A 9370-nucleotide genomic window follows, 5' to 3' on the forward strand; every position below is an offset into this window, starting at 1 on the left:
CTTGTCAGTTGCTGTTACCAACAACATCCCAAGACTCGCTATTATCTGGCTGGCTAGACCTTGGATAAATCGGATTCCCACCGACTTGGTTACACACCCTTAGCTGGGCGCACAACTGGGATTTTCAAATTAGTCTTTGCAAATAACCTTTGAACCTTCACCATCAATTACAATTCCCTGACGGTTGTTAATTGGGCATAGATTCAAATCCGAAAATTCAGTCATTATTTTCTCAGTAACTTTCTTAAATGGTGCTGTAAGATAATGCGGAAGAACATAGAAATCAATCAAATCAAGCCCTGCATCATCTTCTTGTGAGTAGTCCTCCGGCTTTTCATCCATTTGTTCAATATATTGGATAGTTGGAGCGCATATAATCGCACCCGCCGATTCACCGATCATCAGTTTTCCCTTTGCCAATTCTTTCTTCAATAGCTCATCTGTTCCCGTTTTACGGAGCTGGTCCATAAGGAAGAAAGAATTTCCACCAGTAAAATATATCACATCCGCATCTTCAAAAACGGACTGTATCGTTAAATAAGCCTCCGTTGAAATATCAATTTCCGTTACGGCTGCTCCCAGTTTATTGAATAGCTTTCGAGCCGAGCCGACATAACCGGTATAGCCTTCACGCAGCGAAGCTGTGGGAATAAATGCGACTTTCTTGTTATCAATTTCTTCTTTTATCAAACTTCCTACACTTGAAAAGTGCGAACATAAAAACAGTTTCATCCATATCCTCCTTAATAAATTCCGATTGAGATTTCACCTGTTTTAAGAAATTTAATAACTGTTATATTTTATTATTAAATTCTTCGCAACCCCTTGAAAACACTGGATTTGTCGCAGGTGAGCTTTCCCTTATTATTTCCCTTGTGTTATATCGTCCCATCAGTGTTTATGCACTCTGATAAGGGCAAATACAAGGGCAAGAAAAATCTATAAGACAGTATAACACAAAATAAAAGTGACATGGTGAACTGATTGAAATGCTTCTTAATTTTTGCTACTACTGATTGATTAAATGATAAGGAGATGGGATACGATGAGAACAATATTTGCAGAATACAATCCACAGTGCAACAGCATTGATGTATATACTAATACGGGCTATATACTCCGTATTGATTGTTGGGAAGCAGAAAAAAATTTAAGAACCACACCTGGATCTGATTGTGCTTTGACATCGCTTGCAATCGATGAGCCATTAGAATATGCAAGGTTATATCTTGATGGGAATTTACAGATGTGGGTAGATGCTGAAGATTCATTAGAGTTATGATTATTCCAATCAAAATCTACTAGAATTTATTAAAAATTAGCTTCATAATTTTAAAAGGACAGCCCTATTGCTATGAGGCTGTCCTTAAAAATACAATAGATAAACCTAGATTATTCTTGCTACTATCTGATTGTTAAATTTTCTGTATTCCATATTGCAAATCTCCCTTTTCGCAATATTTTATTAGTATGAATGCCAGAATCGCTGAAAAAACACGTGCCAATACCGTACTCCACCATATCATAATCTGTCCACCAAATAAAGGTGGTAAAACAAGCATAAATATCAGCATCAATACTGGTTCAATGAATGTAAGAATGTATGACAATCCACTTTTTTCAGTAGCATAAAATCCAGCTGTCGCTATTCTGGTAATCGCAACAAATGGTAATGACACTAAAAATATAGGTACAATTTTAGAAATCTCAATACTTACTTCATAAGAAGCTCCGAAAACCCCTCCAATATTTGCTCTGTTTACATACATGATAATTCCACCACAAACAGCAAGAATTATTGCAAAAATGTATGCCATTCTCTGAACTCCTCTCAGGCTTTCTTGATCCTTCTCACCATAAAAACGGCTCATTAAAGGTTGACTTCCATCACCTACGCCCTGCAATATGAGATATATGATACAGATAATATAGGATACACATGCATAAGTTGCAATAGCTTTTTCTCCCCCATAAGAAGCGGAGAATCGGTTTATAAACACCAATGAAATATTAGGAGTCAATGCTAGCCCAAATGGTGCAAGACCTACTCTGAATATAGCGCCACACATTTCTTTTACATTTTTTAAGGATACATACACATAAAACTTTTTATTATATAATGCGTATATGATTGCAATTGCTGCAGTCACACCCTGTCCGGCTATTGTAGCTGTGGCTGCACCTTTCATGCCCATTTCATATATCCATACAAAGATAAAATCCAGAACAATATTGGTTATGAATCCACCAACCATCGCAAACATTGACCAGAAAGAGTTTCCATAATTTCTAATGAATGGCATCATTCCAGTTCCAAGAATCTGCAATATTGCTCCAAGTGCTATAATTTTGATATAATCTGTCGCATTTGTTAATATAATTCCATCTGCTCCAAGCAATCCTAAAATTTTAGACGAAAAGGAGTAAATAATTATGGTACTGATAACACTTACTATTACAAGAAGCCACCAGCTTGTAGCAATAAATTCTTCTGCCCGTTTTCCTTTCTTTTCTGCTGCATTAATTGAGTAATAAACAGCTCCTCCCATACCAATTCCTGTTCCAAGAGCCTGAATCAAAGCCTCAATCGGATATACAATATTAATAGCCGAAAGTCCAGCATCTCCTATGGTATTGCCTACAAAATATCCATCCACTATCGCATATATTCCTGATAATGCAAATGCTATAATAGATGGAATAACATATTTAAAAAATAATGATTTATGATTCATTTTTCTTACAATCTCCTTCCTTGAAAAGTCTGATAAACAGCTCTGTATTATCATTAAGACTTTCTATATTCTCTAATCCCATTTTTTCGATTACATATATTTCTTTTGAGTGCAGTTTTTCTATGATATCTTTCGTATATTCCATTCCTGATTCTGTGAGGCATATCAGCTTATTTCTCTTGTCTGAATCATCAGATACCATATTGATGTATCCTTTTTTCTGAAAATCTTTTAGTATCGTATTTACCGTTTGCTTAGGTATATTCCATTTTTCACTTATCATTTTCTGCGTGCATCTTCCATTACTTTCATAAAATGAATGCAAAACAAAAACTCCATTTGAAGACAGTCCCTGATCCTTTGACCATTCCTCATACATTGCTGTACATTCTTTCCATAAAGCATAATATCGTTGCAACTGTATTATCATATTATTATCTTTTCTCATCTTTTTCCTCCTTAAATTAGTACGAATCCGGACTTTTGTATTATAGTCCGAGTTCGTACTAATTGTCAAGATTTATTTATATACTTTTTCTTTATATAAACAATCAATAGTCCCTTACTAAGGACAGGAAGATTATGAAATTTCCCTGTCCTCTTTTAATAATATCCTCGTTCTTCCATCCAGTCTTTCACATAACATCTGATTCCAATATAAATAATATGCGACAGTAATAGCAATACAATAAGATTTATCGGATTAGCGTTTTTAATCCATTCTCCAAAGTAAATTACAACAGCTGTACTCGTTATCGCTACCACGATACTGATGATATCCCAACAATATTTCCGGTAGATTTTTCCTACCTGATAACCAATCCCGATTATCAGCCACCCGGTTATTACGAATAAAATTGCCATGACAGTACCGGCAATCAGCCAGTACACAATCCCGGAAAGAATACTGTTAGGTATTCCACTGCTTAACTGTCCGAAAGAGTCTGCACCTGTCACAAACTCCCGAAATAAACTTCCCATTCCTTTTCCTAACGCACCGAAAAAGACGACACAGTCGTTAAGGAAAACCGGCGAAAGAATCGCAGTAAACAGTGTTGTTGTTATGCTGTACCATGCCAGTAGAAACAAGATACTTTCATAACCAATCGTCATATTTTTATATTTCTTTTCTAACTGGCTTTTACGGCTATCGCATTTTTCTTTTGCTTTCCGGTAAGCAGTACGGTCACATTTTTCACATTTCTCATAAGGCACTTTTTTCTCAACAGCTACCTCTACCGTCTTTTGGTGTGTCTGTGCATAAAGTTTTTCCTGCTCTGCTTTTTCATACTTAAATTTCCATGCCACGGCTTCTGCGTCGGCTCTTTTCCTGCTGTCTGTCTCGCTGGTCAATCGTTCCTCTGTTTGCCTTAATCTTGTCCGCAATGCTTCGATATTCTCGGCTCTGTTTTCGCTGTTCAATTTCTCGTTCAAGGTCAGCGATTCGCTTAGCTGCCTGTTTAGTTCCTGGATTGTCTGGTCTTTCTGATCCAGTTCGTCCTGCATCTGTTCGGTCATCAGCAGAAGTTCTTCCACCTGCCCGACGTTCTCTAAGTTTCTGCATTCGCTCATCGATCTCCCTCGCTTTCTCTATCTGCTGTTTAAGGTCAGCAATTCGCTGTTCTGTTTCTGCAATAAGCTGTTCTCGTTGTTCAGCTTCTGCGTTAATTCCTGCCATTGCTGATTCTCGTTTTCCAACTGTTCGATTCTGGTTTTCTGTTGCTCGATCTGTGAGAGCAGTTCTTCTGTATCTGGCAAAAGATTTAGCAGCCTGGATAATTCGCTGTTTAAGCTTTTTAAACTCTGGTTCTGCTCCTGAAAAGACAGGAGCTGCCTGTCCCGTTCCTGCAATTCCTGTACCATCTCTGCCATAAGATTCTGCTGTTCCTCGATCTGGTTTATCATTGTCTCCATCATGGGAATGACTTCCCGGCTTTCTTCTAATGTCACGCAATCGCTCCTTCCATTGTGTTAATGCACTGGATACTTTTCCAAAAGAAATCTGTATTTTATCCAGCAGTGCATTTTGTCTTTTTATGATCTGGTTTTCCTCTACTTTCCATGAAGTAGAGGATGTCTGTCCGTTTTGAAATTTCTCGTCAATTTTTCTGGCATCTGCGCCCTCATGGATCGTCGGTATCTCTAATTTTCCCTGCCTTGCATAAGAACGATGGTCAATGTGATTTTCCGTTTTCAAATGTGCATTACAGACGTTTGCCCATTCGCTCCGCCATAGCTCACAATTTTTCGGATTGTTCCACCCGGTAGCATCGGTTAATACACGTTTCCACTGTTTGCGGTTCCTTGTCCCGACTTTCTGGACTCCATTTTCATCAAGTACGGGGATTCGGATTCCATGACGGTCAGGGTTCTTTTTATCCTGCCACCAGTCCGGATGGGATTCATCCACCACAATATTTCCATTTTCATCTCTGACAAACTCCCAATCCTTGATTTCTTTGTTACCCCATGAGTGGTCTGAATTGAATGGTCGCAACGTCACCAATAAATGCACATGGGGATTACCATCTCCTTTATCGTGGATACTCCAATCCGCACACATTCCCTTATCTACAAAGGTCTTTTGAATATATTCAGTTGTATAATCAATCTGTTCCTGTCGGCTCCATTCTTTCGGAAGTGAGAACTCAAATGACCTGCCGAGTTGTGCATCTGAACTTTTTTCTATCCTCAAGACTTCATTCCATAAACGCTGCTTCTGAAAAGTAAGTTTGAATTTTTCCAGTGCAGCATTTTGGTTATCTGCCCTTTTATATCGGACAGATTTCTGGAACCGTCTGATATTTTCAGCAGGTACATTCTGCCATTCCTGTGGTGCATTTTCACACATCAGCAGGCTGGTATAAACGACTTCTTTTTTTGAAGTATAGTAGCTGATCCTGCCTGTTTCTTCATTTTTCATCACATCGCCATTGAGATAAGCAGACGCCGATATGATGGATTTTCCTTTGCTGCGTCCAACAATCTTTACTGTATAATGAAAAATCGCCATGCTCCGTTTCCCCCATTCTGCCGTATCCGGCTTTGATTTCCGGCAGGTAACGTTTTTCCTAAAAGAAAATGGTATCTGCCGGAGCACCCTCTGCGTAAGAGTGCCCTGTGCATAACAGCCTGCATGGAATGTGCCCCTCTGGCGAAGAGTGCCTCCTGCGGCATGAGCAGGTCTGGCTGAAAGCCCCGCCGACGGAACGAGCCCGGCAAGCGTAAGCGCAGACCGGTTGCCACCTGTGGCAAACTTATACGGACGACCTCTGGTTGTCCATAAGTGCGCCCTTCATAAAAAAGCAATGAAGGGAATGGAAACTCCACTCCCTCCGGCATTACACTTCCTCCGTATTTGCAACTGGCTCTTTCTGCATTGCCTTTGAGAAGAATTTCCCATTTGCTTCCTGCCTTTTTAAGAAGCCGATCAGCTTTGGGATATCATCTTCCTCAATCGCAGAACCCAGTACCGATTCCACTGCACCGCCAATCTGGCAGAGCCTGTGTGTCCGTTTTTTGGTTTCCACATCTTTCTGACGTTTCTTCAGTTCCCGTTTCTGTGCTGCATACTGTTTTGCTTTCTCAAGGCTTTCCTGTTCTTTCTTTTCCAACTGGAGCATACGCTCCTCATAACTCTTTGTTGATCTTGCCATAAATATCATCGTCCTTTCTTTTTTTCCAAACATAAGTTTCCTGTTGTCTGTCAGACGAAGTACATGGTATAATCTGCTTGCGTGTAGGTATATCATGACTCCGGTCTGATAGAACCTTTGGCGGTTTCTTCGGGAACCGCTTTTTTAAGTTGAACCGTTTCTTGTGACTGCTTTCACATTTCCCTTATCCCTCAAGTCCCTGCCCTCGTTGGCTTCCATAAAAAGTTCCAGCATATCCGTTTTGATCAGGACTTTTCTCCCAACCTTCAATACCGGAAGTTTCTTCCACTCTACCAACTTTCGCAGGGTGTTCCTGCCAATTCCCGTATAATCAGCAGCTTCCTCAATAGATAAGGCAATCTTTCTTTGCGTCATATGACCACCTCCTTTCGAATTGCATTATGCAATTTCATTTGTGCTGTCAGTATAGCGTGTTTATATTGCTTTGTCAAGCATTATGAAATTTTTCTGCTTTTCTTAAAATTGCATATTGCAATATATTTTGTTGCGTGGTATAGTAATGACATACCGAAAAAGGAGGCACATCAGCATGAAAGATAAAGAACTACGCAAGCTGATTGGCAGCAGGGCAAAACAGCGCCGTCTGGAATTAAATCTGACACAGCCTTATGTCGCAGAGAAGATGGGAGTTACCGCTTCCACAATCCTGCGTTATGAGAATGGTTCGATTGACAATACCAAAAAGATGGTACTGGAAGGTCTTTCGGAAGCACTTCATGTATCGATTGAATGGCTCAAAGGGGAAACCGATGAATATGAAACTGATATTACGGATAAGAAAGAATTGCAGATTCGTGATGCGATGGGCGACATTCTCAAACAGTTTCCTCTTGACCTCAATAAAACAGAAGACGCTTTTTCTAAAGACTTACTGCTGTTAATGTTAAAGCAATATGAACTGTTTCTGGATTCGTTTCAGTTCGCCTGTAAAAATTACAAGGGCAGTACCAAAGATGCGGACATTGCCAAAGTAATGGGCTTTGAATCGAAAGATGAATATAACGAGATCATGTTTCTCAGGGAGATCACACATACTGTCAACGCATTTAACGATATGGCAGATGTGATAAGACTCTATTCTAAGAAACCGGAAACAGCAGAACAAAGACTTGCCAATCTTTTATCCGAAGTTATGTATGAGGATTCTGAATCGGTATAGTAAGACAACCGGAGTTGTGATATACTTACACGCAAGAAGCATTTCAACAGTTCCGATTGTCTGATATCGAAAGGAGACATACGATTATGGCAAAAGGATCTGTTAGAAAAAAAGGAAAAAAATGGTACTATCGCTTCTATGTAGAAGATGCAAGCGGTAAAATGGTTCAGAAAGAATATGCTGGAACCGAAAGTAAAAGTGAGACGGAAAAACTTCTCCGCAAAGCACTGGAAGATTACGAAAATAAGAAGTTTGTCGCAAAGGCAGACAGCCTTACGGTAGGAGAGCTTCTGGATATGTGGGCGGAAGAAGAACTGAAAACCGGGACACTCAGCAACGGCACAGTGGAAAATTATCTTGGTGCAATCCGCTGTATCAAAAAACACCCGATTGCAGACCGCAAACTGAAAACAGTTACTGCCGAACATTTACAGGCATTTCTTGATCTGCTTACATTCGGTGGTGAGTTTCCAGACGGGAAAGTAAGAAAGGGATACAGCAAAGATTATATACATTCTTTTTCCGCAGTGTTACAGCAGTCATTCCGTTTTGCAGTATTTCCAAAACAACTAATCAGTTTCAATCCGATGCAATATATCAAACTGAAACGACAGGCAGAGGAAGTTGACCTCTTTTCCGATGATGAAGTGGAAGAAGGCACACAGCCGATTTCACACGAGGATTACGAGCGACTTATCAAGTATCTGGAAAAGAAAAACCCACCTGCCATTCTGCCGATTCAGATTGCGTATTATGCCGGGCTCCGTATCGGAGAAACCTGTGGTCTTACATGGCAGGACATTAACCTTGAGGAACAATGCCTGACCATAAAACGCAGTATCCGCTACGACGGCATAAAACACAAAAACATTATCGGACCAACGAAACGGAAGAAAGTAAGGATTGTTGATTTTGGCGATACTCTGACTGAAATATTAAAAGCTGCCAGAAAGGAACAACTCAAAAACCGGATGCAGTATGGCGAATTATATCACCGCAATTACTACAAAGAAGTTCATGTGAAAAACAGAGTCTATTATGAATACTATCATCTTGCCGGAACACAGGAAGTCCCGGCAGATTACAAAGAAATCTCCTTTGTCTGCTTAAGACCGGATGGCTCTTTGGAACTGCCGAGTACACTCAGCATTGTATGCAGATCAGTGTCAAAAAAACTGGAAGGATTTGAAGATTTCCATTTCCACCAGTTACGTCACACCTACACCAGCAATCTGCTTTCCAATGGGGCTGCACCGAAAGATGTACAGGAACTGTTAGGACACTCTGATGTCAGTACCACAATGAATATTTACGCTCACTCAACAAGAAAAGCAAAGCGGGATTCCGCAAGACTTCTTGATAAAGTAGTGAGCAATGCTTAACTAAAAATTTCCCTTATTTCCCTTGCGGATTCCGCATAAGGGCAAAAATAAGGGAAAATACATATCATTTCACTATCTAAGAGGCTGTAAGCCTTGAAAAATAAGGAAAGTTCAGGAAATCTCTCCACAAATCCCGATTGAACAAAATCGCTGCGCGATGGCCTGCCAAGGCTGTGGCGCAGTTTTATTTTTATTAAAAAGCAGTGGAATTACTTTTCATAATCCGTTATTGTTAAGTTACCACACGAAACAACTGAACTAAGAAAGCTCCACTGCCTATGATAAGAATAACATTTTCCAGTCTCTTCCGCAATCGGAATTATGACGCTAATGCACCTCCGAATAGGTAGATGTAATTATTAACACTACTTATTCTGGAGGTTTTATTATGTATAAAGATATTTTTGAATCCATCCG

11 protein-coding genes are annotated in these 9370 nt (G+C 39.8%); 3 read left to right on the forward strand and 8 right to left on the reverse strand.

What is annotated here, in order from left to right:
* Nucleotides 1–129 precede the first annotated feature (129 nt).
* Nucleotides 130–732, reverse strand: a complete 603-nt coding sequence (locus H8S17_RS15475; RefSeq protein ID WP_055039195.1) for a Type 1 glutamine amidotransferase-like domain-containing protein — start codon at nt 730–732, stop codon at nt 130–132.
* A gap of 313 nt (nt 733–1045) precedes the next feature.
* On the opposite strand from H8S17_RS15475, the gene H8S17_RS15480 reads away from it, so the two are divergent.
* On the forward strand, nt 1046–1282 hold the full coding sequence (locus H8S17_RS15480; protein ID WP_002578301.1) for a DUF6061 family protein: 237 nt from the start codon (nt 1046–1048) through the stop codon (nt 1280–1282).
* Between the two features lie 133 nt (nt 1283–1415).
* Here the strand turns inward: H8S17_RS15480 and H8S17_RS15485 are convergent, their stop codons facing one another.
* From H8S17_RS15485 to H8S17_RS15515, 7 genes are all read right to left on the reverse strand, one after another.
* The gene (locus H8S17_RS15485) at nt 1416–2735 is read right to left on the reverse strand and encodes an MATE family efflux transporter (protein WP_117485164.1); all 1320 of its coding nucleotides are present in this window, start codon (nt 2733–2735) and stop codon (nt 1416–1418) included.
* Nucleotides 2725–3183 (reverse strand): MarR family transcriptional regulator, encoded by a 459-nt coding sequence (locus tag H8S17_RS15490; protein WP_117485166.1) that lies wholly within the window; start codon nt 3181–3183, stop codon nt 2725–2727. The genes H8S17_RS15485 and H8S17_RS15490 overlap by 11 nt, the downstream gene beginning before the upstream one ends.
* Nucleotides 3184–3338: 155 nt before the next feature.
* Entirely contained in the window at nt 3339–4088 is a 750-nt protein-coding gene (locus H8S17_RS15495; protein WP_180208970.1) for a DUF6040 family protein, read from the reverse strand.
* The gene (locus tag H8S17_RS15500) at nt 4027–5748 is read right to left on the reverse strand and encodes a MobA/MobL family protein (protein WP_109214826.1); all 1722 of its coding nucleotides are present in this window, start codon (nt 5746–5748) and stop codon (nt 4027–4029) included. The genes H8S17_RS15495 and H8S17_RS15500 overlap by 62 nt, the downstream gene beginning before the upstream one ends.
* The gene (locus H8S17_RS15505; protein ID WP_058692446.1) at nt 5724–6077 is read right to left on the reverse strand and encodes a hypothetical protein; all 354 of its coding nucleotides are present in this window, start codon (nt 6075–6077) and stop codon (nt 5724–5726) included. Before H8S17_RS15505 ends, H8S17_RS15500 begins: the two co-directional genes overlap by 25 nt.
* Nucleotides 6077–6391: a DUF3847 domain-containing protein gene (locus H8S17_RS15510; RefSeq protein ID WP_002578306.1), complete on the reverse strand. Its 315-nt coding sequence runs from the start codon at nt 6389–6391 to the stop codon at nt 6077–6079. The genes H8S17_RS15505 and H8S17_RS15510 overlap by 1 nt, the downstream gene beginning before the upstream one ends.
* A 144-nt stretch (nt 6392–6535) precedes the next feature.
* Complete coding sequence (locus H8S17_RS15515; protein ID WP_002578307.1) at nt 6536–6766, reverse strand: helix-turn-helix domain-containing protein; 231 nt, start codon at nt 6764–6766, stop codon at nt 6536–6538.
* A gap of 175 nt (nt 6767–6941) precedes the next feature.
* Here H8S17_RS15515 and H8S17_RS15520 point away from each other — a divergent pair, with 175 nt between their 5' ends.
* Both H8S17_RS15520 and H8S17_RS15525 read left to right on the forward strand, forming a co-directional pair.
* Nucleotides 6942–7571 (forward strand): helix-turn-helix domain-containing protein, encoded by a 630-nt coding sequence (locus H8S17_RS15520; protein ID WP_186867840.1) that lies wholly within the window; start codon nt 6942–6944, stop codon nt 7569–7571.
* 86 nt (nt 7572–7657) lie between these two features.
* Nucleotides 7658–8953, forward strand: coding sequence for a tyrosine-type recombinase/integrase (locus H8S17_RS15525; protein WP_108817231.1), 1296 nt, complete (start codon nt 7658–7660; stop codon nt 8951–8953).
* Nucleotides 8954–9370: the final 417 nt, after the last annotated feature.

Source organism: Roseburia zhanii (genome assembly GCF_014287635.1).
GTDB lineage: Bacteria > Bacillota > Clostridia > Lachnospirales > Lachnospiraceae > Roseburia_B > Roseburia_B zhanii.